General features: G+C 69.9%; 25 protein-coding genes and 1 tRNA gene. 13 read left to right on the top strand and 13 right to left on the bottom strand.

Features of this window, described 5'->3' with window-relative positions:
- Positions 1-47 precede the first annotated feature (47 nt).
- From M9980_RS11360 to M9980_RS11370, 3 genes are read right to left on the bottom strand one after another with little or no spacing between them, the layout of a single operon-like run.
- On the bottom strand, positions 48-956 hold the full coding sequence (locus M9980_RS11360; protein ID WP_250750847.1) for a hemolysin family protein: 909 nt from the start codon (positions 954-956) through the stop codon (positions 48-50).
- A 10-nt stretch (positions 957-966) separates the two neighbouring features.
- Entirely contained in the window at positions 967-1,479 is a 513-nt protein-coding gene (ybeY, locus tag M9980_RS11365; RefSeq protein ID WP_250750861.1) for an rRNA maturation RNase YbeY, read from the bottom strand.
- A complete protein-coding gene (locus M9980_RS11370) occupies positions 1,472-2,470 on the bottom strand; it encodes a PhoH family protein (RefSeq protein ID WP_250750863.1) in 999 nt (332 codons plus the stop codon). The genes ybeY and M9980_RS11370 overlap by 8 nt, the downstream gene beginning before the upstream one ends.
- 168 nt (positions 2,471-2,638) lie before the next feature.
- Here M9980_RS11370 and M9980_RS11375 point away from each other — a divergent pair, with 168 nt between their 5' ends.
- Positions 2,639-3,082 carry a pyridoxamine 5'-phosphate oxidase family protein gene (locus M9980_RS11375; RefSeq protein WP_250750865.1) on the top strand — a complete coding sequence of 148 codons (444 nt, stop codon included), beginning with the start codon at positions 2,639-2,641 and terminating at the stop codon, positions 3,080-3,082.
- Here M9980_RS11375 and M9980_RS11380 read toward each other — a convergent pair.
- The 8 genes from M9980_RS11380 to M9980_RS11415 form a co-directional block, all read right to left on the bottom strand.
- Positions 3,061-3,978 (bottom strand): DMT family transporter, encoded by a 918-nt coding sequence (locus M9980_RS11380; protein WP_250750867.1) that lies wholly within the window; start codon positions 3,976-3,978, stop codon positions 3,061-3,063. The genes M9980_RS11375 and M9980_RS11380 overlap by 22 nt on opposite strands.
- Positions 3,979-3,982: 4 nt before the next feature.
- Positions 3,983-5,287, bottom strand: a complete 1,305-nt coding sequence (gene miaB, locus M9980_RS11385) for a tRNA (N6-isopentenyl adenosine(37)-C2)-methylthiotransferase MiaB (protein WP_250750875.1) — start codon at positions 5,285-5,287, stop codon at positions 3,983-3,985.
- 35 nt (positions 5,288-5,322) lie between these two features.
- The gene (locus M9980_RS11390) at positions 5,323-6,147 is read right to left on the bottom strand and encodes a lysophospholipid acyltransferase family protein (RefSeq protein ID WP_250750877.1); all 825 of its coding nucleotides are present in this window, start codon (positions 6,145-6,147) and stop codon (positions 5,323-5,325) included.
- An 8-nt stretch (positions 6,148-6,155) separates the two neighbouring features.
- On the bottom strand, positions 6,156-6,578 hold the full coding sequence (locus M9980_RS11395) for a Fur family transcriptional regulator (RefSeq protein WP_250750880.1): 423 nt from the start codon (positions 6,576-6,578) through the stop codon (positions 6,156-6,158).
- A 73-nt stretch (positions 6,579-6,651) separates the two neighbouring features.
- Positions 6,652-7,125: a GNAT family N-acetyltransferase gene (locus tag M9980_RS11400; protein ID WP_250750882.1), complete on the bottom strand. Its 474-nt coding sequence runs from the start codon at positions 7,123-7,125 to the stop codon at positions 6,652-6,654.
- Positions 7,122-7,745: a tRNA (adenosine(37)-N6)-threonylcarbamoyltransferase complex dimerization subunit type 1 TsaB gene (gene tsaB, locus M9980_RS11405; RefSeq protein ID WP_250750885.1), complete on the bottom strand. Its 624-nt coding sequence runs from the start codon at positions 7,743-7,745 to the stop codon at positions 7,122-7,124. The genes M9980_RS11400 and tsaB overlap by 4 nt, the downstream gene beginning before the upstream one ends.
- Positions 7,746-7,755: 10 nt before the next feature.
- Complete coding sequence (locus tag M9980_RS11410; protein WP_250750887.1) at positions 7,756-8,352, bottom strand: malonic semialdehyde reductase; 597 nt, start codon at positions 8,350-8,352, stop codon at positions 7,756-7,758.
- A 30-nt stretch (positions 8,353-8,382) separates the two neighbouring features.
- Entirely contained in the window at positions 8,383-8,958 is a 576-nt protein-coding gene (locus M9980_RS11415; protein WP_250750889.1) for a NifU family protein, read from the bottom strand.
- A gap of 90 nt (positions 8,959-9,048) precedes the next feature.
- Here M9980_RS11415 and M9980_RS11420 point away from each other — a divergent pair, with 90 nt between their 5' ends.
- From M9980_RS11420 to M9980_RS11455, 8 genes are all read left to right on the top strand, one after another.
- Positions 9,049-11,961, top strand: coding sequence for a M16 family metallopeptidase (locus M9980_RS11420; protein WP_250750892.1), 2,913 nt, complete (start codon positions 9,049-9,051; stop codon positions 11,959-11,961).
- 84 nt (positions 11,962-12,045) lie between these two features.
- The gene (locus M9980_RS11425; RefSeq protein WP_250750894.1) at positions 12,046-12,171 is read left to right on the top strand and encodes an aa3-type cytochrome c oxidase subunit IV; all 126 of its coding nucleotides are present in this window, start codon (positions 12,046-12,048) and stop codon (positions 12,169-12,171) included.
- 14 nt (positions 12,172-12,185) lie between these two features.
- Positions 12,186-13,316, top strand: a complete 1,131-nt coding sequence (locus tag M9980_RS11430; RefSeq protein WP_250750896.1) for an NAD(P) transhydrogenase subunit alpha — start codon at positions 12,186-12,188, stop codon at positions 13,314-13,316.
- Positions 13,317-13,403: 87 nt separating this feature from the next.
- On the top strand, positions 13,404-13,760 hold the full coding sequence (locus M9980_RS11435; RefSeq protein ID WP_250750897.1) for a hypothetical protein: 357 nt from the start codon (positions 13,404-13,406) through the stop codon (positions 13,758-13,760).
- Position 13,761: 1 nt separating this feature from the next.
- Entirely contained in the window at positions 13,762-14,064 is a 303-nt protein-coding gene (locus tag M9980_RS11440) for an NAD(P) transhydrogenase subunit alpha part 2 (protein ID WP_250750899.1), read from the top strand.
- Between the two features lie 99 nt (positions 14,065-14,163).
- The gene (locus M9980_RS11445) at positions 14,164-15,660 is read left to right on the top strand and encodes an NAD(P)(+) transhydrogenase (Re/Si-specific) subunit beta (protein ID WP_250750900.1); all 1,497 of its coding nucleotides are present in this window, start codon (positions 14,164-14,166) and stop codon (positions 15,658-15,660) included.
- A 177-nt stretch (positions 15,661-15,837) separates the two neighbouring features.
- Positions 15,838-16,758, top strand: a complete 921-nt coding sequence (locus tag M9980_RS11450) for a hypothetical protein (RefSeq protein ID WP_250750901.1) — start codon at positions 15,838-15,840, stop codon at positions 16,756-16,758.
- A 279-nt stretch (positions 16,759-17,037) separates the two neighbouring features.
- Positions 17,038-17,113 (top strand) — tRNA-Val (locus M9980_RS11455).
- 54 nt (positions 17,114-17,167) lie between these two features.
- On the opposite strand, the gene M9980_RS11460 is transcribed toward M9980_RS11455, so the two are convergent.
- A complete protein-coding gene (locus M9980_RS11460) occupies positions 17,168-17,731 on the bottom strand; it encodes a helix-turn-helix domain-containing protein (RefSeq protein WP_250750902.1) in 564 nt (187 codons plus the stop codon).
- Positions 17,732-17,828: 97 nt separating this feature from the next.
- Between M9980_RS11460 and M9980_RS11465 the strand changes: the two genes are divergently transcribed.
- The 4 genes from M9980_RS11465 (at position 17,829) to M9980_RS11480 (ending at position 21,381) form a co-directional block, all read left to right on the top strand.
- Positions 17,829-18,311 (top strand): DUF6456 domain-containing protein, encoded by a 483-nt coding sequence (locus tag M9980_RS11465; RefSeq protein WP_250750903.1) that lies wholly within the window; start codon positions 17,829-17,831, stop codon positions 18,309-18,311.
- 110 nt (positions 18,312-18,421) lie between these two features.
- Complete coding sequence (locus M9980_RS11470; RefSeq protein WP_250750904.1) at positions 18,422-19,654, top strand: putative 2OG-Fe(II) oxygenase; 1,233 nt, start codon at positions 18,422-18,424, stop codon at positions 19,652-19,654.
- Between the two features lie 15 nt (positions 19,655-19,669).
- On the top strand, positions 19,670-20,527 hold the full coding sequence (locus M9980_RS11475; RefSeq protein WP_250750906.1) for a hypothetical protein: 858 nt from the start codon (positions 19,670-19,672) through the stop codon (positions 20,525-20,527).
- Positions 20,527-21,381, top strand: a complete 855-nt coding sequence (locus M9980_RS11480) for a hypothetical protein (RefSeq protein ID WP_250750907.1) — start codon at positions 20,527-20,529, stop codon at positions 21,379-21,381. Before M9980_RS11475 ends, M9980_RS11480 begins: the two co-directional genes overlap by 1 nt.
- Here M9980_RS11480 and M9980_RS11485 read toward each other — a convergent pair.
- Positions 21,378-21,644 carry a PqqD family protein gene (locus M9980_RS11485; RefSeq protein ID WP_250750908.1) on the bottom strand — a complete coding sequence of 89 codons (267 nt, stop codon included), beginning with the start codon at positions 21,642-21,644 and terminating at the stop codon, positions 21,378-21,380. The genes M9980_RS11480 and M9980_RS11485 overlap by 4 nt on opposite strands.
- Between the last annotated feature and the right edge of the window lie 47 nt (positions 21,645-21,691).

Genomic DNA, 21,691 nt, shown 5'->3' on the forward strand with positions numbered 1-21,691 from the left:
TGATCGACCAAACGCTAATTTGTTGAGAGTTTGATCGATCGAAACGATCAATCCTCGCTCCCCTCCGGAGCGGGCTTGGGCGGGTGCAGGCGCAATTTGGTGACGCGCTTGGCATCCGATTCGACGACCTCGATCGTCCAGCCGCTGGGGTGGACCAGGCATTCGCCGGCTTCGGGGACATGGCCCGCCAGCACGACCGCGAGGCCGCCCAGCGTGTCGATATCCTCGTCGATCTCGGCCAGCCGCGGGTCGACCAGTTCGGCAACGTCCTCCAGCTCGGCGCGCGCATCGGCCTGCCACGCGCCGCCGCCCAGCGGCACGATCAGCGCCTCGGGCGCCTCGTCATGCTCGTCCTCGATCTCGCCGACGATTTCCTCGATCAGATCCTCGATCGTGATGAGCCCCTCGGTCCCCGAATATTCGTCGAGCACGACCGCCAGGTGCGTACGGCTGGCGCGCATCTGCGCGAGCAGGTCGATCGCACCCATCGATTGCGGCACGTACAGCGGCTGGCGGATCAACGCCTCGATCGTCGCGGGGCGCGTCGCATCGGTCGCGAGGATTGCGAACACGTCCTTGATGTGGACCATGCCGACGATCGTATCCAGCTTCTCGCGGTACACCGGCAGGCGACTGTGGCCGGCGTCGGCGAACAGCGCGACGAGGCCGTCGAAGCTGGTCGATTCCTCCACTGCGATGATGTCGGCGCGGGGCACGCCCATGTCGCCGGCATCGCGCTCGCCGAAGTGGAGCAGGTTCTTGACCATCTGGCGCTCGATCGGGGCGAGGTCGCCGGCGATCGGGCGCTTCTCGTCGTCGTGCGCGGAAATCACTTCCTCGAGCTGGTCGCGCAGCGTCTCCCCGGCTTCGTCGCCGAAGATCAGGGTGCGCAACCCCTTCCATATGCTGCCGTTTTCGGAGTCGCCGTTACCGGCGCGACTTCGGTCCTCTGCCATGAATTGGGTGTCAGTCCTCGAGCGTGCGGTAGGGATCGGCGATGCCTAGGCCGGCGAGCGCGGCACGCTCCAGCCCCTCCATCGCCTCGGCGTGCACGTCGTCGCCGTGGTCGTGGCCTAGCAGATGGAGCACCCCGTGGACAATCAGGTGCGTCGCGTGGTTCTCGACGCTAATCCCCTTCTCCGCCGCCTCTGCCGCGCAGATGCCGTGGGCGAGGACAATGTCGCCCAGCAGCACCTCTCCATCGTCCGACCCTTGGGTGACGGTGTCGAGCAGGTCGGGCTGCACCATCGGGAAGGAGAGCACGTTGGTCGGCTGGTCCTTGCCCCGATACTGGCGGTTGAGCGTGTGGACCTCGTCATCCGACGTCAGCCGCACCGCGACCTCGATCGTCACCGGATGCGAGATCCATTCCCCCTGCGGCGTCTGCGCGATGGCGGCCAGCACCGCACGGGTAGCGAGCGACTCCCAATCGCTCGTGTCGGGCCACGGTGTCTCGTGCAGCACGGCAACGTCAAGCATCGCTGCCCTCGTACGCCTCGACGATGCGGCCGACGATCGGGTGGCGCACGACGTCTGCCACCGAGAAGCGGCTGACGGCGATGCGCTCGATCCCCTCCAGCCGGGCGACCGCGTCGGCCAGGCCCGATGCGGCGACGCCGCCGGGAATGTCGACCTGTTTCGGGTCACCGCACACGACCATGCGGCTGCCCTCGCCGAAGCGGGTCAGGAACATCTTCATCTGCATCGGCGTGGTGTTCTGCGCTTCGTCGAGGATGATGAAGGCGTCCGCCAGCGTGCGCCCGCGCATGAACGCGATCGGCGCGATCTCGATTTCACCGCTCGCGATCCGCCGCTCGACCTGCTCGGCGGGCAGGCAGTCGTGGAGCGCGTCGTAGAGCGGGCGAAGGTACGGATCGACCTTCTCCTTCATGTCGCCGGGCAGGAAGCCGAGCTTCTCCCCAGCCTCGACCGCCGGGCGCGACAGGATCAGCCGCTGGACGCTGCCGGTGATGAGCTGCGACACCGCCTGCGCGACCGCCAGATAGGTCTTGCCGGTCCCCGCCGGCCCCAGCGCGAAGATCACGTCGTTGGCGATCAGGTCGCGCATGTAATGCGTCTGCGCGATCGTCCGCGGCACGATCGTCTTCTTGCGCGTGCGGATCATGATCGGCGGGATGCCGGCGCGCTCGGTCGAGATGATGCCGTCGAGCACCGGTTGCGACGCGAGCGCGATGACCGCATCGACCATCCCGGGATCGACGTCGTGCCCCTGGAGCAAGCGGGTATGCAGCCCGTTCAGCACGTCGCGCGCCAGAGCCACATTTTCCGCGGTCCCCTCCACCTGCACGCGGTTGCCGCGGGCGGTGATGTAGACGCCGAGGCGATTCTCCAGCGCGACCAGATTGGTGTCATATTCGCCGAACAGCTGGGGGAGCAGTTCGGGGCGGTCGAAGGTGACTTCGGCGCGGCTGCGTTCGCCGGACTGGGCGGGGACGGGCTTGCGGCTCATGCGGCTCCTTGCGTTAGGTCCGGCAGCGATGCTGGCAGAGCGGCGCCGCGGAGGACAGCGGCAAATCGCCGGCCCCCCGCAATTTGGGGACCGCGTGGCGCGTCCGCAACACGGGAACCACAACCGCGCTCGACCGCTGTCCCCGCAACAGCTTCAGGAGAGCCCGCGATGACCGAGACCAAGCAGAAAACCCTGGCCGACCTGGCCGAGATCATGCGCGACATCGACTTCACGATGCTGTCGACCAAGTCGGCGGACGGCGGCATCGCCGCGCGCCCGATGAGCAACAACCGCGACGTCGATTATGACGGCGACAGCTGGTTCTTCTCGTTCGACGACACGCTGGCGGTGCATGACATCGCGCGCGACGCCAACGTCGGGCTGACGCTGCACGGCAACAAGGGGCTGCTCGGCAAGCCGCCGGTGTTCATCGCCGCCGAGGGCAAGGCCGAGATCATCCGAGACAAGGCCGCGTTCGCCGAGCATTGGGTGAAGGATCTGGAACGCTGGTTCGAACAGGGCATCGACACGCCGGGGCTGGTCCTCATCAAGGTCCATGCCGACCGCGTGCATTATTGGGATGGCGAGGATCAGGGCGAAGTGCGGCCCTGATCCTCCGCAGGCTGGCGCGTCATCGCCAGCCCGATGACCAGCCCTGCGAGAATCATCGTCATGCCGATGGCGTGATAGCCGTGGAGCTTTTCGCCGAGCAGCCCGGCGGCCAGCAGCGCGCCGAACAGCGGCATCAGGTTGATTGCCTGCCCCGCGCGCGCCGCGCCGATCGCGGCGACGCCCTGGTTGAACAGCAGGTACGAGACGAGCGACGGCAGCACCGCGACATAGGCGATGGCGAGCAGGCTGTGGGTGGACCATCGAACCACCGCGCCGCGTGCCAGCTCGACCCCGGCGACCGGGACCAGCGCGATCACCGCTACCCCGAAGGTCGCGGCGAGGAAGGAGAGCGGATGCACCTTCGGCTTGAGCTTCAGGAGGCTGGTGTAGAGCGCCCAGAGCGTCACAGCGATCAGGATCAGCACGTCGCCGCGCCCGAGTGCCAGTGCGGCAAGCGCCGCGGGATCGCCGCGGAAGACGATGACCGCGACCCCCAGCGTCGCCAGCACCACCCCGCCGACGATGGCGAGCGGCGGGCGGATGCCGAAGATCGCGCGGTCGGCGACCAGCACCAAGCCCGGAATCAGCGCCTGGAGCAGCAGCGCGTTGCTGGCGGTCGTGTCGTGCAGGCCGAAGTAATAGAGCGTGTTGAAGCTCGCGACACCGATCAGGCCAAGGCCGACGACTCGCTTCCACCCCGCAACCAGCGCTGCACGGTCAGCCACGAGGTGCCGCCACGCGAACGGCAGCAGCAGCGCGAACGCCCCGCTCCAGCGCAGCAGGCTGAGCGTCGCCGCCGGTACGTCGCCACGCACCGCGCGCCCGACGATGGCGTTGCCGGCCCAGAACAGCATGGCGCACGCGAGCATCGCATACGCCCGGTATTGGCGGTTCATGAGGTCAGGCGGCCTGCGCGACCGCGGCGACGCCGACCAGCGAATTGGGCCAGGCCGCGACGATATCGACCTCGATCAGGCTGCCCACCGGCGGCCCGTCCTCGACGATCACCGATTGCAGCCACGGCGACTTGCCCAGCATCTGCCCGGGCTTCTTGCCCGCCCGCTCGATCAGGATGGTGCAGCGCTTGCCGACCGTCGCCTGGTTGAACGCCTCCTGATCGCGGTTGAGCACGGCCTGGAGCCGCTGGAGGCGATCGTCCATCACCTCCGCCGCGATCTGGCCGGCCATGTCGGCGGCGGGCGTGCCGGGGCGGGGGCTGTATTTGAAGCTGAACGCCATCGCGTGGCGGACCTCGGCGACGAGGCTCAGCGTGTCCTCGAACTCGGCCTCGGTCTCGCCCGGGAAGCCGACGATGAAGTCGCCCGAGAGCGCGATGTCGGGCCGTGCGGCGCGCACGCGTTCGAGGACGCGCAGGTAGCTGTCACGCGAATGCGACCGATTCATCGCCTTCAGCACGCGGTCGCTGCCCGACTGGACCGGCAGGTGCAGGAACGGCATCAGCGACGGCACCTCGGCATGGGCGTCGATCAGCCCCTGGGTCATGTCGTTGGGGTGGCTGGTGGTGTAGCGGATGCGCGCCAGCCCATCGACGCGGTCGAGCGCGCGGATCAGGCTGCCCAGATCCTGCTTGCCGTCGGACCAGGCGTTGACGTTCTGGCCAAGCAGCGTGATTTCCTTCGCTCCGGCGTCGACCAGCGCCTTCGCTTCCTCGACGATCGCGTCGAACGGGCGGCTGACCTCCGCGCCGCGGGTGTAGGGGACGACGCAATAGGTGCAGAACTTGTCGCATCCCTCCTGCACGGTCAGGAACGCCGACGGGCCGACCCGGCGGCGGGCGGGGAGCGCACCGAACTTCGACAGCAGCGGCATGTCGGTGTCGAGCGTGGGCGCGCCCGTTGCCGCGTCGGCCACCAGCTGCGGCAGATTGTGATACGCCTGCGGTCCGACGACGACGTCCACCTTCGCGCGGCGGATGATCTCCGCGCCCTCGGCCTGCGCGACGCATCCGGCGACCGCGATCATCTGGTCGGGGCGGCGCTTCTTCATCCGACCGATGTCGGAATAGACCTTCTCGGTCGCCTTCTCGCGGATATGGCAGGTGTTCAGCACGACGACATCGGCATCGGTCGCATCCGCTGCAGACGCATAGCCGGCGGCGGCCATCGCCTCGGCCATGCGCTCGCCGTCATAGACGTTCATCTGGCAGCCGAACGACTTGACGTGAAAGGTTTTGGGGGTGGGCATGATGGGCGGGCGCTTAGCCGAATAGCCGGGCGCCGTCACCCCGCGCGCATCACTGCGGCGATCGCATCGCGCGCGCGAGCCGCCACCGCCTTGCGGCCCATGCCCGCCGGATCGAAGGGGGCGAGGAAGGTGAGCGTCACCGCGATGCGCCCCGGCCGCCCCAGCACCCGCAGCGCGTTGGCGAGGCCGGGGTCGTCGCCGATCCAGGCGATATCGCGCGTTGCCGCGCCGTAATCGACATGCACCGGCTGGACCATCAGCCCGGGCGCCGGTGGATCGACCGCACCGAGCAGCGCCGCCTTGAACGGCAGCAGGCGCACGCCTGCGCCGTCGGTCGTGCCCTCAGGAAAGATCGTGACGGGATGGTCGGCGGCAAGCGCATCGCGCAGCATGTCGACCTGCCGCGCGACCCCCAGCCGGTCGCCGCGATCGACGAACACCGTGTGGTTCAGCGTCGACAGCCAGCCGATGACCGGCACGTCCTCCAGCTCGCCCTTGGCGACGAACGCGCTGCCGCTCGCCCCGGCGATGACGAGGATGTCGAGCCAGCTCATGTGGTTGGCGAGGTACAGGACGTCGCGCGGCAGGGGCGTGCCGACGATGCGCGTCCGCGCACCGACGATCCGCGCGATCCAGCCGAGGAAGATCGGCGGCCACGGCGAACGCTGACGCAGGAGCCGCCACAGGCCGTGCAGTGGCAGGGCGATCAGCAAGGCGACGAGCATCGCGATCAGGCGCGCGGTGATGCGAAGATTGGCGATCATGTCAGGCGCCACGCCGCGGCGAAGCCGCGTCGTCGGACGGGCCTTGAAGCCCGCCGGCCGGGCTTCGCGCGTCTCGATGCCAGCATCTGCTGGCATTGTGCGCGCTACGCCTTGCGATCGAGGCTCACCCCGTACAGCTCCATCCGGTGATCGACCAGGCGGAAGCCCAGCCGCTCGGCGATCTGCTTCTGCAACTGCTCGAGCTCGGGATCGACGAATTCCAGCACCTTGCCGGTTTCGATATCGATCAGGTGATCGTGATGCGCCTCGGGCGCGGGTTCGTAGCGGGCGCGACCGTCGCCGAAATCGTGGCGGTCGAGGATGCCGGCTTCCTCGAACAGGCGGACGGTGCGGTACACCGTCGCGATCGAGATGCCGGGATCGATCGCCGACGCGCGCTCGTACACCTTCTCGACATCGGGGTGATCCTCCGCCTCGGACAGGACGCGCGCGATGACGCGGCGCTGCTCGGTGATGCGCAGGCCCTTTTCGTGGCAGAGGGCTTCGAGGTCGATCTTGCGGGCCATGACCGCGATGTAGTCCGCAAGCGCGCCCGTTGGAAGCGCGAGCGACTCGCAATTTCACCCAAAGGACGGATCGTCAGAGCGGGAGCGCGAAGGTCAGCGCGTCGCGCGCGCGCCCGCTGGTGCCGCGATAATAGTCGCGGCGCCGCCCCACCTGCGCGAAGCCGTGCGCGCGGTAGAGCGCGGTCGCCGGGTTGCCGTCGCGAACCTCCAGGTGCAGCCGCTCGGCGCTGCGCTCGCGCGCTTCGGCGATCACCCCGCGCAGCAGCGCCGCGCCGACGCCGCGCCCGCGCACATCGGGATGGACGGCGATCAGCAGCAGCTCGCCGTCGCCGGCGATCACCCGCGACAGGCTGAACCCCGACACCGCGCCGTCGTGCACCGCCAGCGTCAGCCAGGCGCCGGGGAGCGCGAGCATCCCCAAGCACTGGCCGCCGGTCCACGCCTCGCCATATTCGGGGTCGAAGCTGTCGGCCATCAGCCGCGCGACGGTCTGCAGGTCGCCGGCGCCGCCGGCGCGAAGCTCGGTGAAGCGCGGCGCGGTGCTCATGCCGGCTTGACCGCTGCCGGCTTCGCATCGGGCGCGCGACCGTAGATCGGGCGCGGCGGCAGCGCAGTCAGGTGCGGCGGCAGCAGCGTCGCGCGGGCGGCGACCGGCAGGGCGTCGACACCCGCGATCGCCGGATCGAACGCGGCAAGCCGGCCAAGCCCGCTGCCGACCGCAAACTCGCCGCCCAGCGCAACCAGCGCGGCGTCCGGCTTCAGCGAAGCGAGCGGCGCGGCGGCGAGAGCGGGATCGAAGCGCTGCATGAACACCTCACCGTGCCCGCCTTCGATCACCACCGCAAGCGCGGGCACGTCCGGATGATCGGCAAAGGCCGCTGCGGCGATCAGGCTGGTCGAGGCGTACCCCGACACCGGCACGCCCCAGCCGATGCCGAGCCCGATCGCGGCTGCAAGCCCGACGCGCAGCCCGGTGAAGCTGCCCGGACCGCAATCGACCAGCACTGCGTCCGCTTTGCCCCCATCCGGCAGTTCGGCGATCATCGGCACCAGCCGCTCGGCATGGCCGCGCCCGACAACCTCGTGCAGTGCGGCGACGACGACCCCGTCCGCGATCAGCGCGACCGAACAGGCCGCGGTCGCGGTATCGATGACGAGGGTCCGCACCGCGCAGCCGTCAGGCGAAGGTATTGAAGGTTTCGAAATCGGGCCGCGGGCTGCGATCGAAGATCGACGCCGGGTCGGCGTGGCCGATCGTCGCGACGAAGTTGGACTTCACCGCCGGGGTCGCGGCGAAGAAATCGGCGTCCAGTGCGCCCTGGTCGAATCCCGACATCGGCCCCACGTCGAAGCCGAGCGCGCGCGCCGCGACGATCAGATACGCGCCCTGCAACGACGAATTGCGCAGCGCCGCGATTTCGCGCGCGGCGGCATCGGGAAACCAGTGCTTCGCGGTCGGATCGTGCGGGAACAGCCACGGCAGCTGCTCGTGGAAATTCGTGTCCATCGCGACGATGACCGCGGCGGGCGCGGCCTTGATCTTCTCGGCGTTCGACCCGCTGGCGTGGGCGGCAAGTCGCGCCTTGCCGGCGGCGTCGGTCAGCCACACGAAGCGCGCCGGCTGCATGTTGGCCGACGTCGGCCCCATCTTCACCAAATCGTAGATCGCGCGGATGTCGTCGTGGGTGACGACGCTGTCGGGGCGGTAGGTGTTGGCGGTGCGGGCGGTACGGAAGATCGTGTCGAGGCCAGCCTCGCTCAAATTCTCGGCCATTCGGGGAACACTCCTGGGGTGCGGCGGGGCTTAAACCGCGCGGACTTCGGTCACTTCGGGGACATAGTGGCGCAGCAGCTGCTCGATGCCCTGCTTCAGCGTCGCCGACGACGACGGGCAGCCGGCGCACGCGCCCTGCATCTGCAGATACACCTTGCCCTTGTCGAACCCGCGATAGACGATGTCGCCGCCATCGTTGGCGACCGCGGGGCGGACGCGGGTCTCGATCAGCTCGCGGATCTGCGCGACGATGTCGGCATCCTCCGGGTTCTCGGCGAACTCGGCACCCTCGGGCGGCACGGCGATGCCGGCGGCAGAGCCGGGGCGGAACAATGGCATGTTCGCCGAGAAATGGTCGAGCAGGACGCCGAGCACATCGGGCTTCAGCTGCGCCCACTCGACACCCGGAGCCGCAGTGACCGAGATGAAATCCCGCCCGAAGAACACGCCGGTCACGTCGCCCAGACCGAACAGCGCGTCGGCGAGCGGCGAGGCCTCCGCCTCCTCCGGCGTCGCGAAATCGCGCGTGCCGCCGTCCATGACGGTACGTCCGGGCAGGAACTTGACGGTCGCCGGGTTCGGCGTGGCTTCGGTTTCGATCAGCATGTGCGTGCATGTGGGCTGCGCGGCGCCCGCGATCAAGCGCCGTGCGTCCGTGCTGGTTAGGTTCATCTAACCCCGCTAGAGCGGCGGGTGATGAGCTCAACACCGAACGTGTTCGCGCGCGCGCTGGTCGCGCTTCCCCTCACCCTGGCGCTCGCGGTCGCGCTGCCGGCGCAGACCAAGACCGCGGCGCCGGGGCGCGTCCTGGCCGCCGAGGTGCCGGTCGACAAGACCGCGTGGCTGTACAAGGGCAGCGACATCACCCCCGATCCCGACTGGCGGTTCGGCACGCTGCCCAACGGCCTGCGTTACGCCGTGCGCAAGAACGGGGTGCCGCCGGGGCAGGTGTCGATCCGCGTCCGCATCGATGCCGGATCGCTGATGGAGCGCGAGGGCGAGCAGGGTTACGCCCACCTGATCGAGCATCTCTCCTTCCGCGGATCCGAGCATGTCCCCGATGGCGAGGCGAAGCGCATCTGGCAGCGGATGGGCGTGACCTTCGGTGCCGACACCAACGCCAGCACCAGCTTCACCCAGACGGTGTACAAGCTCGACCTGCCGATGGCGAACGAGACCAGCCTCGCCGAAAGTCTGAAGATTCTGGAAGGCATGATGTCCGGGCCCGGGCTCACCCAGGCTGCGCTCAACGCCGAGCGCCCGGTGGTGATGGCCGAGGCGCGCGAGCAGCCCGGGCCGCAGGTGCGGCTGGGCGACCTGACCCGCGCCACGCTGTTCGCCGGGCAACCACTGTCGAACCGCTCGCCGATCGGCACGCCCGAGACGCTGTCGGCGGCGACCGCGGCTAGCGTCGCGGCGTTCCACAGCCGCTGGTACCGGCCCGAGCGCGCCGTCGTCGTGATCTCCGGCGACATGGACCCCGCCGTGTTCGAGCGGCAGATCGTCCGCGCCTTCGCCGACTGGAAGGGCGTCGGCGCGCCCGAGCCGACCCCGAATTTCGGTAGCCCGCAGCCGGGCAAGACCGCCACCGCGGCGCTGGTCGAGCCGGCGCTGCCACCGATCGTGACGCTCGCCTACCTCCGCCCCTGGACGGTCGGCGACGACACCGTGATCTTCAACCAGAAGCGGATGATCGACAGCATCGCGGTGCGCATCGTCAACCGCCGGCTGGAACGTCGCGCGCGTGCCGGAGGCAGCTTCATCAGCGCGTCGGCGGACCTTGAGGACGTGTCGCGCAGCGCCAACGGCACCTTCGTGTCGATCCTGCCGATCGGCGACGATTGGGAGGCCGCGTTGAAGGACGTGCGCGTCACCATCGCCGACGCCATCGCAGTCCCCCCGACCCAGGCCGAGATCGACCGCGAGCTGGCCGAGATCGGCACGTCGATGAAGGCGAGCGTCGACACCGCCCGTGTCGATGCCGGCGCGAAGAAGGCCGACGACCTGGTCGAGGCCGTCGATATCAAGGAAACGACGACGACCCCGGCGACCAGCCTGGGCATCTTCCAGGGCGCGATCGACAAGCGGATGTTCACCCCCGCCGCGGTGCAGGCTTCGGCGAAGGCGGTGTTCACCGGCGTTGCGCTGCGCGGCGTGGTCAACACGCGCGTCGCCGGGGCCAACGTCCCCGCGCTGCTCGCGACCGCGCTCGACACGCCCGTCGCCTCGACCGCGACGGCGGGCAAGGCGCTGCGCAGCGTCACGTTCGACGCGCTGCCGAAGCTCGGGACCCCCGGCAAGGTCACCGCGCGCAGCGTCGTGGTCGCCGATCCGAAGTTCGAGAAGATCGAGTTCGCGAACGGCGTGCGGATGCTGTTGTTCGAGAATCCATCGGAGGTCAGCCGCGTCTATGTGCGGGTGCGCTTCGGTCGCGGATTGCAGGCGCTGCCGACCGACCGGCTGACGCCCGCCTACGCCGGTGATCTCGCGCTGATGGCGAGCGGGATCGGCACGCTGGGGCAGGAGGAGCTGGACCAGCTGACCGGCAACCGCCGTATCGGGCTGGACTTCAAGGTCGACAGCGATGCCTTCGTGATGGGGGCGACGACCTCCGCCGCCGACCTGCCCGACCAGCTGCGGCTGATCGCGGCGAAGCTGACGAACCCCGGCTGGGATCCGCAACCGGTGGCGCGCGCGAAGGCGGTGATGCTGGCAAGCTACGCCGGCCTCGAAAGCTCGCCCGACGGCGTGCTGTCGCGCGAGCTCGACCGGCTGGTGCACGACGGCGATCCGCGCTGGGGCACGCCCAGCCGCGCCGACATCGAGAAGCTCGACGCAAAGTCCTTCCGCGCGCTGTGGGAGCCGCTGCTCGCCTCGGGCCCGATCGAGGTGCAGGTGTTCGGCGATGTGAAGGCCGATGCCGCGATCGACGCGGTCGCCCGCTCGTTCGGGGCGATGAAGCCGCGCAAGGCCGCCGCCCCGCGCTCGCCCTCGGCCCGCTTCCCCGCGCATGTCGCGCAACCCGTCGTGCGCACGCACAAGGGCAATCCGACCCAGGCCGCGGCGGTGCTCGCCTGGCCGACCGGCGGCGGCAGCGCCGACATCGCCGAGGGCCGCAAGCTGGAAGTGCTGGCCGCGGTGTTCCGCGACCGCCTGCTGGACAAGCTGCGCTCGGAAGCCGGGGTCAGCTATACCCCCAACGTCGCCTCGGCCTGGCCGGTGGGGATGCCGATGGGCGGGCGGATGATGGCGATCGGCATGGTGCCGCCCGACAAGACCGGCTTCTTCTTCGACCTCGCCCGCGGCATCGCCGCCGATCTGGTCGCGAAACCGATCGACACCGACGAGCTGCGCCGCTCGCTGGTGCCGGTGGTCCAGCAGGTCGCGCGCCTGTCGACCGGCAACATGTTCTGGCTGGCGCAGGCGGAGGGCGGAACGTACGATCCGAAGCGGCTCGCCGCGATCGACACGATCGCCACCGACCTGACCTCGATCACGCCCGAGCAGGTGCAGGCGCTGGCGGCGAAATATCTGCAGCCCGCCAAGGACTGGTCGATGGTCGTGGTGCCGGAAAAGGCGGTTTCGGTCGCCCCGTCCGCCGCGCGCTGAGGCGTCGCCCGCCTCGCCTCTTGAGGGCGGGGCGAGCGGTGGCTAAGGATGGGTGCGAAAACATTCTGTCCCAGGGGAACATACGTGGCTGAGCACAGCGACATGAAGGCGCATCTCGGAACCTACACCAGCGTCATGGCGATGCTGAAATGGGGCGCCGTCATCTGTTTCCTGATCGGTGCGGGCGTCGTCTGGCTGATCGCGAGCTGACGGCGCCTCCGGGGGTGAAGATCGCGGTCCTTCGGGAACAGGCCAGCGGCGAACGCCGCGTCGCCGCCACGCCGGAAACGGTGAAGAAGTTCGCCGCCTTGGGCGCGACACTGGCGGTGGAGGCCGGCGCCGGCACCGGCGCCGCGATCGCTGATCAGGCCTATGCCGATGCCGGCGCCGCCATCGGCACCCGCGCCGAGGTGCTCGCCGACGCCGACATCGTGCTCGGCGTGCAGGGGCCAGCCCCCGACAGTCTTGCCGGCATCAAGCGCGGCGCGTGGCTCGCCGCCGCGATGAACCCGTTCGGCGAGCGCGCAAAGATCGATAGCTACGCCGACCTTGGCATCGAGGCGCTGGCGATGGAATTCATGCCGCGCATCACCCGCGCGCAGTCGATGGATATCCTGTCGTCGCAATCGAACCTCAGCGGCTACAAGGCGGTGCTCGACGCCGCGGGCGAATATGGCCGCGCTTTCCCGATGATGATGACCGCGGCGGGCACCGTCAGCGCGGCGAAGGTCTTCGTGATGGGCGTCGGCGTCGCTGGCTTGCAGGCCATCGCCACCGCGCGGCGGCTGGGTGCGCAGGTCAGCGCGACCGACGTGCGCTCGGCGACGAAGGAACAGATCCTCTCGCTCGGCGCGAAGCCGATCTTCGTCGAGGACGTGAAGGGCATCGAGGGCGAGGGCTCGGGCGGCTACGCCACCGAGATGTCGGACGAATACAAGGCCGCGCAGGCCGCGCTCGTCTCGGCGCACATCGCGAAGCAGGACATCGTCATCACGACGGCGCTGATCCCGGGCCGCCCCGCGCCGCGGCTGATTTCCGACGCGCAGATCGCGACGATGCGCGCCGGCAGCGTCATCGTCGACCTGGCGGTGGAGGCCGGCGGCAACGTCGAAGGCGCGGTGGCGGGCGAAGTGGTCGAGGTCCACGGCGTGAAGATTGTCGGCCACCGCAACGTCCCTAGCCGCCTCGCCGCCGACACCAGCGCCCTGTTCAGCCGCAACCTCTTCAACTTCCTCTCCGCCTTCTGGGACAAGGACGCGGGCAAACCGGTGCTCGACGAGGAAATCGGCGACGCCGTGCGGCTGACGCAGGGCGGCAAGGTCGTGAACCCGCGGTTGCTCGAAGCCGCGCTGTGACCGGCGCTACACGTCGCCCGCCGGAGACCCCGCGCCGAAACGTGCCGCCGCCGTCCGTCACTCCCTTTGAATTAAAGTGATCCGCCAATGAGCCCGATCCTTGTACTGGCCCTGCTGGCTACCCCGACCGCACCATCGCTCTCCGAACGCTTCCAGGCGCTCGCCCAGGCCGAGCATATGGTGAGGAAGTGCGCGTCGCTCGATCGATCGGCGGCGACGATCGCCCGCGCGAAACGCTCCCATGCGGCGGCAGCGGCGGTGTCCGCGCGCGCCCGCGCCGCCGCTGCCGAAGGCCGGCGGACGTGGACCGCGATGCAGGGGCAGGTCGATGATTCGTGCATCGTCGGCCCGCGCGAGACACCGCGCCGCAGCTACCGCGACCTGCTCGACCAATATGAACGGACGACGCGCGACATCGCGCGCGATCTGGAGAGGAAACGCTGACATGGATTTCATCGCAATCCTCTCGATCTTCGTCATGGCGTGTTTCGTCGGCTATTACGTCGTCTGGTCGGTCACACCGGCGCTGCACACGCCGCTGATGGCGGTGACCAACGCGATTTCGAGCGTCATCATCGTCGGCGCGCTGATCGCGGCGGCGGCGGCGGGCTCCGCCACGTCGAAATGGCTCGGCCTGCTCGGCGTCGTGCTCGCCAGCATCAACATCTTCGGCGGCTTTGCGGTCACCAGCCGGATGCTCGCGATGTACAAGAAAAAGGACCGGCCGGCGGCACCGGCCAAGCATTAGCTCGTCACCCCGGCGCATGCCGGGGTCTCGTGTCGCGAGGGCACGCCTGCGGAGGGAGATTCCGGCGTTTGCCGGGATGACGTAAGGGGGAAGTGAAGAGTGGAACACGCGGTCAACCCTTTTGCGGCGCTCGCCTATCTCGTCGCCGGGGTGTGCTTCATCCTCGCGCTGCGCGGGCTGTCGTCGCCGACGTCGAGCCAGCGCGGCAACCGTTTCGGCATGATCGGCATGGGCATCGCCGTCATCACGACGCTGGTGACGCATGTTCCAGAGGTCGCCAACGCCTATGGCCGGACGCCAGCAGCGATAGAGCACAGCCTGCAATTGCTGCCCGATTGGCTGACGATTGCCCAAATCCTCGCCGCCATCGCCATCGGCGCCGCGATCGGCCTCACCACCGCGCGCCGCATCGCGATGACCGACATGCCGCAGCTGGTCGCGGCGTTCCACAGCCTCGTCGGCCTCGCCGCGGTGCTGGTCGCCGCCGCCGCGTTCCTCAACCCCGAAGCGTTCGGCATCGCCAGCCGCATCCAGCCGATCTACGGCCCGCCGATCATCACTATCCTGCCGGTCAGCCGGATCGAGATGGGGCTGGGCATCGCGATCGGCGCGATCACCTTTTCGGGCTCGGTCATCGCCTTCCTGAAATTGAACGGCAACATGGGCGGCAAGCCGATCCTGCTGCCGGGGCGCCATGTCCTCAACCTCGGCGTGCTCGCCGGCATTCTCGGCCTGATCGCCTATTTCGTGACCGACCAGAGCGCTTGGGTGTTCTGGACGATCACCGCGCTGTCGTTCGCGATCGGCTTTCTGCTCATCGTGCCGATCGGCGGCGCCGACATGCCGGTCGTGGTCAGCATGCTCAACAGCTACTCAGGCTGGGCGGCGGCGGCGATGGGCTTCACGCTGCACAACAGCGCGATGATCATCACCGGCGCGCTGGTCGGGTCGTCGGGCGCGATCCTCAGCTACATCATGTGCCGCGCGATGAACCGCAGCTTCATCAGCGTCATCGCCGGCGGCTTCGGCGCGGAGGCCGCGATCGCCGGCGACGCGAGGGAGCAACGCCCGTGGAAGCGCGGATCGGCAGAGGACGCGGCCTTCCTGATGCAACAGGCCGAACAGGTCATCATCGTGCCCGGCTACGGCATGGCGGTGGCGCAGGCGCAGCACGTGCTGCGCGAGATGGCCGACAAGCTGAAGGAGCACGGCGTCCGCGTGAAATACGCGATTCACCCGGTCGCGGGCCGCATGCCGGGGCACATGAACGTACTGCTCGCCGAAGCCAGCGTCCCCTATGACGAGGTGTTCGAACTGGAGGACATCAACAGCGAATTCGCGCAGACCGACGTCGCCTTCGTCATCGGCGCCAACGACGTGACCAACCCGGCGGCCAAGACCGACAAGACCTCCCCCATCTACGGCATGCCGATCCTCGACGTCGAAAAGGCGAAGACCGTGCTGTTCGTGAAGCGCAGCATGGGCGGGGTCGGTTACGCCGGCGTCGACAACGACGTGTTCTACATGGACAATACGATGATGCTGCTCGCCGACGCCAAGAAGATGGTCGAGGAGATCGTCAAGTCGCTCGACTGAGCGGGCAGCGAGCCGGTCCGCCGCCTCCCCCTGCCCAATGTCCGCTGCCCGATCCCTCCAAATTGGAACAAGTAGCTAGCGAATAAAGCCGTTTCGGCGACAATTGCCTCTGGTCCGTATTGGAGGAACTTTGCATGCTCGGAACAGATCACGAACCTTGTACAGGGGTACGCTGAGATGTCCGGGCCAAGCTATGGCGATGAACGCCTTTTCCTGATCATTGCCGATACTCCCGCCGGAGCGGCGCTCGCGACTGCCGCGGTGGCGGACGGCGGGGGGCGGGTCGCCGACACCGTCCCGCTCGCCGCCGCCACCACGCGCCTCGACCGGCAGAGCCGCATCGACGGCGTGATCGTCGAACTCGCCGGCACCGACGAGGATGCGATCGCAGAACTGTTGCCGGTCGTCGCCCGGCAGGCGCAGGAGTGTCGCGCCGGCATGGTCGTCGCGGTGTCGCACAAGGAGATCGACGCGGCCTGGGCGGCCATCCCCGACGGGACGGCATCGGTCGTGTGCGACGCGACGATCACCGACCGCGTCGTCGCGCTCGCGGCACTGTCGCGGACGCACGCGCTTCACGACGTGAGCCGCGCCGACGACGAACGCATGCGACAGTTGAATGCGGAGGTATCGCGCTTCGCCGAAACGCTGATGCGCCTCAGCCGCGACGCCCCCGAAACGCCCGGTCCGGCCGCGCGCGAATCGCCGCTCCGGTTCGGCAGCGAGCTGCACGAGCCGCCGGCGACCAGCGACATCGCCGGCACCGACGTGCGCAATCTGATCCGCGCCCGGCGCCTGCGCAGCGGCTTCTTCCCCGGCGAGCTGTTCGCCGACCCGGCGTGGGACATGCTGCTCGACCTGTTCGCCGCCGGCATCGAGCATCGCCGCGTGTCGGTTTCCAGCCTCTGCATTGCCGCCGCGGTGCCGGGCACCACCGCGCTGCGCTGGATCGGCACGATGGTCGATGCAGGCCTGTTCGAACGCCAGCCCGACCAGCGCGACCGCCGCCGCGCCTATATCGGCCTGTCCCCGCGCGCGCGCAGCGGCATGCACGGCTATTTCGCCGCCGCCCAGCGCGCCGGGCTGTCCCCGGCGTAGGCGGCGAGTCTCGGCGAGCGGGCAAACGGGGGCGGATCGAGGCCGGGGAAACCGCGAGCGGACAAGGCTGCGCGGAGCCCGGATCGCCGCCGCTCCGCTGCGGACATCACGCGCCTTCCTCGGCGACGCGGCCCCGACGCTCCGGCAGGCCAGCAGTCGTGCAGGACACAGGGAGAGTGCCTCCGATCTCCCCCAGCAACGGCGATTGGTCCGCCCCCGTCCGCGACGCCCCGCTTGCCCGCCAAGCAAACCGCGCTATGACGCGATTTCCTCGAGAGAGGGCGCTTAGCTCAGTTGGTAGAGCATCTCGTTTACACCGAGAGGGTCGGCGGTTCGAGCCCGTCAGCGCCCACCACTCCCGTTATGGCCCCAGTCACGGCCCCAGCCACAGCCCAAGTCACGGCTCCAGTCACAGGCCCCGCACCAGCCGCACCGCGCGCGCGATCCAGGGCGGGTCGGACACGACTTGCTGGCGCGCGCCGCTGCCGAGCGGGAGCAGGTGGAGCCGGTCGCCCTCGCGCCCAATCAGCCGCGCGAACATGTAGCGCCCCGCCGGACGCGGGACGAGCACGTCGCGGTTGAGCGCGCCGGCAAAGCCGTCGGGCGCCAGCCGCTCGCACCAGATGTGGTCGCCCGCGCGGTAGTCGCCGACGCTGCCGGCGACCATCACCGCGACCAGCCCCGGCTCCGCCCGCGGCGGCGCCACCGTCGCCGCGCGGCGCGGCGCGTGTGCGCCCGCGGCGTCGAGCACCGCCGCCACCGCAATGTCGGGCCGGTCGGGCAAGGTCACCAGATCGGATGCCTCGACCCCCAGGGCCGCGGCGATGCGGTTGAGCCAGCCGACCGACACGGTCCGCGTCCCCGTCTCCAGCCGCCCGATCGTCTGCGCGGTCGTCGGCGGCACGCACGCGCGGGCGACATCGTCGAGGGTCATCCCCTTCGCGCGGCGGACTTCGCGGATCGCGGTAATCATGGGCGCGGCGTTCCTAACCTATCGGGTTCGTTTATCCTGTCCTACATCGTCGACGCCGTGGCAAGCCCTCGCCGAATCGGTGGATCGGGAGATGGACATGCGCGTGTTGGCGGAACGAGCGATCGAGGATGGCCGCGTCACGACGGACGCGCGCCCACGGCAGCGGTCGGGGCGCAGCGTCACCGTCAACCTGGCCGAATCGCCGCTGTCGTGGCTGCGCGCGCGCGGCCATGTCGATGCCCGGCAGTTCGAGGCCGGCGAACGGCTGCGCGCCGATTACGAGACGGCACAGCTCGGCCCGCGCGTGACGATGCGCTGGGATGCCGCGCCGTCCGCCGGGGGGCGACGCGCGGCGCCCGACATGCTCGACCCGACCCTCGCCGGCATCGCCGCCAAGCGCCGCTTCGACGCCGCCGTCGCCGCGGCGGGTCCGGGCCTGTCCGACGTGCTGTGGCGCGTGGTGTGCGCGGGCGAAGGGCTGGCGGCTGCGGAAAAATCGCTCGGCTGGCCAAGCCGCGCCGGCAAGCTGGTACTGGGCCTCGCGCTCGACCGGCTCGCCGGCCATTACCGCCTAGGCTAGGGCGCGCAGCCACGGGGCCGGCGGCGTTTGCTATTCGTCGGTGGCGCGGCGATAGTGGCGGCGTCATCCACACGCGCCTCCCGCGCGCTTCCCCTGGGCCGAAATCGCGCATGAGCCGTACCGCCGTCGCCGCTCCACCCCGCCTGGCGCTCACCATCGAGCCGGAGCCGGCGAAGGCGCTGCCGATGGAGCAGGAGCGCGCGTTGCTGCGCCAGGCGATCGACCGCCAGCCCGCGACGGAGGCGCTGCGCCGCGGCTACGTCAGCCTGTCGCTGCTGCTCGACGCGTTCGACGACGTGATCGCGCTCGGCACGCCGCTGGCCGAGGATACGGGTGCCGCCAGCGACCTGCTTGCCGTGGCGATCGCCTATATGTCGCGCGACCATGATGGCGACATGACGTGCGCCGATGGCTTTGCCGCCCGCGCCGCGGCGGCGGCGGACGAGCCGAAACCCCGTGCCGCCGCGCTGGCGCTGCACGGCAAGATCCGCACGTTGCTGGGCGACCGCGACGGAGCGCTGACGCTGCTGGAGGCGGCGCTGGAGGCCGACCCGGCGAACGTCGACGCCGCGAAACGAAGGATGACATTGCTGCTGCGGCGCGGCCAGCCCGACACCGCGCTGGCGGTTGCCGACGCCTTGCGCGCGCGCGGCGCCAACCACGCACGGCTGCTGGCGGCGATGGGGGAGGCGCATGCGATGCTCGGCGACCTCGCGACCGCGCGCAGCCTGATCGGCGTGCCCGATTTCCTGGTGTCGGAAACGCTCCCGGTGCCAGACGGCTGGTCGTCGCTCGAGGGCTTCAACGCCGATCTGTCGGCCGAGCTGAACGGCCATGCGAACCTGCGCTATGGCCGTTACGGCGTGGCGTCGTCGCATTCCTGGCGGGTCGATCGTCCCGCGACCGGGCGGGTGCCGGCCAACCGCGCCCTGCGCGATGCGATCACGGCGCGCGTCCTTGACGCCGCACGCCGCCACGACGCGATCGACCATCCGTGGGTCGCGACCCGGCCCGACCGTGCGATCTTCCACAACTGGAGCGTGCTGACCGACGCCGAAGGCTATGAGGAATGGCACGTCCACCAGGGCGGGTGGATGAGCGGCGTCTATTATGTCGACGTGCCGGACGCGATCGTGAACGGCACCGGGCGAGAGGGGTGCATCGCGTTCGGCCTGCCCGACGACCCGGTCGATGGCGCCATCGCCACAGCCTATGGCGAGACGCTGGTGCGGCCCCGATCGGGCATGCTGCTGCTGTTTCCGTCGCAGGCGTTTCACCGCACGTTCCCGCACGGCGGCGACCGGCGCCGCATCTGCGTGGCGTTCGACATCGTCCCCGCCTGAAGCGGGCGTGCGGCGATGGCGACGACGGAGGAACCCCCGCGGGTGTATGACGGCGTCGGCTGGGGGCTGGCGATCCGCAGTGCCCTGCCCGTTCCCGGAGTCCTTTGCGGCGTGCCTATGGCGGCGCACGCCGACGTCCGGATCGAACGGGGCCACGTCGTGGTGCCCGATGCCTCGGCCTGCGTCGGTCCCTATGCCCGCGCGGGGGACGCGCTCGTCTTCCTGCCCGGCCCCGCGCGCTACCGGATCGCGAGCGACGGCATCGTGGTCGACTGCGCCGATCCTGCCCATCCCGACGTCGCCGGATTGCTGATCGCGACCGCGCTGCCGGCGCTGGTGTGGATGCGGGGCACGCCGGTCCTCCACGCCGCCTGCGCCGCGCCGCCGGGCGGCGACGCGGTGGCGGTCGTGGGGGCATCGGGCGCGGGCAAGTCGCGCGTGCTCGACCAGCTGTACGCCGCGGGATGGGACGTCGTCGCCGACGACAGCGTGGCGCTGTCCGACAACGGCGACGCGATCCTGGCAAGCGGACTGCCCGGCGGCCTGCACCTGCGCGATGCCGGGGCGGACGACGCGCGGCGCTGGTGCCCCATCCCCCCGTCCCGCCAGCGACGCAGCGCGCGACTGGCCGCGATCATCGAGATCGCGCCCGATGCCGACCGGACGACACGCCTCTCCGGCGTCGATGCGCTCGCGACGCTGCTGCGCCACCGCCACCGCCCGCGCGTGCCCGAACTGCTCAGCCTGCAGGCAAGCGTGATGCCGACGCTTGCCGCAGCCGCGCGTGCGTGTCCCGTGTGGCGCTGGTCGCCCGAACCCGATTTCGCCGCGTCGGTCGATGCCGTCATCGTCGCGATCGGCGCGCGCGCCTGATGCGCCACCATGCCACCGCCTTCGGATTGCACTGGTCCTCCGACCTGCCGCTGCCGCTGTTCCCGCCAGCCGCGGACGCAGCGCGGCCCGCCGACGTGACGGTCGTCTGGCACGCGGCGCTCGCCGACCGACCCGGCGGACGGACGATCAACAACGGGCGGATCTTCGCCGACGGCATCCGCTTCGCGCAGGACGGCGCGACCTTCGACATGCGCGACGGCAACCGCATCGACTGGACGACCGCGGTTCGCCCGGCCGCCCCGCCCGACGCGCTGTACGGCACGGTCGCGGCGCTGCTGGCGGCGTGGCGCGGCACCGTGCCGATCCACGGCAGCAGCGTGGAGATCGACGGCAGCGCGGTGATCGTCTGCGGCCCGTCGGGCGCGGGCAAATCGACGCTGGCCGCCGCGCTGGTCGCCGCGGGCGCGCGGCTGGTGTCCGACGACCTGTCGGTGCTGAGCGCGAACGCCGGCGGTGTCGCGGTGTGGCCGGGGCGGCCCGCGATCCGACTGGTGCCGAGCGGCGGGCTGGCCCCGGGCGAAGCGAAGCGGCTGCACCGCCCGTCGGCGACCGTCGATCCACGCGCGCCGGTTCCGCTCACCACCCTGCTGGTGCGCGGCGATGATGGCTTGCCGGACGGTGCGGTCGCGCGCCTGTCGCTGCTGACGCGGCAGCTCTACCGCCCGCGCTGGATGGCGGCGATGCCGCGCCTCGCCGACCGGCTCGGACTGCTCGGGCGCGCGGCGGAGGCGATTTCGGTCGTGATACTGCCCCCCGCCGGCCACGATCGCGCCGTCCCTGTGGAGCGGCGCGCAGAGGCCGCGATCGCCGCCGTCCGCGCCGTGCGATCCTAGCGGACGCGCTTTGCCATGTTCAGCGTCTCCAGCCGCTCGAGCGCGGTCGCGACCGATGGCGCGCAGGTTTCGGGCGCGACCTGATATTTCGCCACCATCGCCTCGACGATCGCATCCTCGCCGGTCGGCTGCTCGATCACCGACCAGATCGCCGCGGCGGTACCGTTCAGCGCGCAATATTGCCCGCCGGTGATGTCGATCAGGATCAGCGAATCGTCGACTTCGGTGCCCACGCAATCGGCAGACTGGACCCAGATGCTCATCAGATTTCCCCAAACCCCAATGGCTTCGACCCTAGACCAGCTATGCT

Source organism: Sphingomonas donggukensis, assembly GCF_023674425.1.
Lineage (GTDB): Bacteria > Pseudomonadota > Alphaproteobacteria > Sphingomonadales > Sphingomonadaceae > Sphingomonas > Sphingomonas donggukensis.

What these genes read in the sequence shown, in the direction of transcription:
- M9980_RS11360 (WP_250750847.1), bottom strand. Translation starts at nt 956, where the DNA reads ATGGCAGAGGACCGAAGTCGCGCCGGTAACGGCGACTCCGAAAACGGC.
- ybeY (WP_250750861.1), bottom strand. Translation starts at nt 1,479, where the DNA reads ATGCTTGACGTTGCCGTGCTGCACGAGACACCGTGGCCCGACACGAGC.
- M9980_RS11370 (WP_250750863.1), bottom strand. Translation starts at nt 2,470, where the DNA reads ATGAGCCGCAAGCCCGTCCCCGCCCAGTCCGGCGAACGCAGCCGCGCC.
- M9980_RS11375 (WP_250750865.1), top strand. Translation starts at nt 2,639, where the DNA reads ATGACCGAGACCAAGCAGAAAACCCTGGCCGACCTGGCCGAGATCATG.
- M9980_RS11380 (WP_250750867.1), bottom strand. Translation starts at nt 3,978, where the DNA reads ATGAACCGCCAATACCGGGCGTATGCGATGCTCGCGTGCGCCATGCTG.
- miaB (WP_250750875.1), bottom strand. Translation starts at nt 5,287, where the DNA reads ATGCCCACCCCCAAAACCTTTCACGTCAAGTCGTTCGGCTGCCAGATG.
- M9980_RS11390 (WP_250750877.1), bottom strand. Translation starts at nt 6,147, where the DNA reads ATGCCAGCAGATGCTGGCATCGAGACGCGCGAAGCCCGGCCGGCGGGC.
- M9980_RS11395 (WP_250750880.1), bottom strand. Translation starts at nt 6,578, where the DNA reads ATGGCCCGCAAGATCGACCTCGAAGCCCTCTGCCACGAAAAGGGCCTG.
- M9980_RS11400 (WP_250750882.1), bottom strand. Translation starts at nt 7,125, where the DNA reads ATGAGCACCGCGCCGCGCTTCACCGAGCTTCGCGCCGGCGGCGCCGGC.
- M9980_RS11410 (WP_250750887.1), bottom strand. Translation starts at nt 8,352, where the DNA reads ATGGCCGAGAATTTGAGCGAGGCTGGCCTCGACACGATCTTCCGTACC.
- M9980_RS11415 (WP_250750889.1), bottom strand. Translation starts at nt 8,958, where the DNA reads ATGCTGATCGAAACCGAAGCCACGCCGAACCCGGCGACCGTCAAGTTC.
- M9980_RS11420 (WP_250750892.1), top strand. Translation starts at nt 9,049, where the DNA reads ATGAGCTCAACACCGAACGTGTTCGCGCGCGCGCTGGTCGCGCTTCCC.
- M9980_RS11435 (WP_250750897.1), top strand. Translation starts at nt 13,404, where the DNA reads ATGAGCCCGATCCTTGTACTGGCCCTGCTGGCTACCCCGACCGCACCA.
- M9980_RS11440 (WP_250750899.1), top strand. Translation starts at nt 13,762, where the DNA reads ATGGATTTCATCGCAATCCTCTCGATCTTCGTCATGGCGTGTTTCGTC.
- M9980_RS11450 (WP_250750901.1), top strand. Translation starts at nt 15,838, where the DNA reads ATGTCCGGGCCAAGCTATGGCGATGAACGCCTTTTCCTGATCATTGCC.
- M9980_RS11460 (WP_250750902.1), bottom strand. Translation starts at nt 17,731, where the DNA reads ATGATTACCGCGATCCGCGAAGTCCGCCGCGCGAAGGGGATGACCCTC.
- M9980_RS11465 (WP_250750903.1), top strand. Translation starts at nt 17,829, where the DNA reads ATGCGCGTGTTGGCGGAACGAGCGATCGAGGATGGCCGCGTCACGACG.
- M9980_RS11470 (WP_250750904.1), top strand. Translation starts at nt 18,422, where the DNA reads ATGAGCCGTACCGCCGTCGCCGCTCCACCCCGCCTGGCGCTCACCATC.
- M9980_RS11475 (WP_250750906.1), top strand. Translation starts at nt 19,670, where the DNA reads ATGGCGACGACGGAGGAACCCCCGCGGGTGTATGACGGCGTCGGCTGG.
- M9980_RS11480 (WP_250750907.1), top strand. Translation starts at nt 20,527, where the DNA reads ATGCGCCACCATGCCACCGCCTTCGGATTGCACTGGTCCTCCGACCTG.
- M9980_RS11485 (WP_250750908.1), bottom strand. Translation starts at nt 21,644, where the DNA reads ATGAGCATCTGGGTCCAGTCTGCCGATTGCGTGGGCACCGAAGTCGAC.